General features: G+C 54.4%; 1 pseudogene. It reads right to left on the bottom strand.

Annotated elements, in window-relative coordinates:
- Positions 1-239, bottom strand: a pseudogene (locus ACX9YW_RS23535) (cobalt-precorrin 5A hydrolase); the annotation flags it as partial.

The raw sequence follows: 239 nt of genomic DNA, 5'->3' as shown, positions 1-239 counted from the left end.
CAACAGGCTGATGACGTGTTGCCCGCCCTCATCAATAACAACCACTGCAGGATCAGTCATTTTGTCATTCACCAGCGGCGCGATGACCCTGACGGTCAGGCCAATAGCCCCGACAACCACCAGCGCCGAATACTGCTTAAATGCCTCGCGCAGAGTATCGCCAAAGCTGCCGTTAAACGGTAAAAACCCCGACTCCATCAGCTTGTCGCTGGTGAAACAACTCAGCGGCAAATGGGTTC

The organism is Pseudoneobacillus rhizolycopersici, assembly GCF_054786815.1.
The sequence above is the reverse complement of the archived record's forward strand: the minus strand, read 5'-3'. Positions and strand labels throughout refer to the sequence as shown.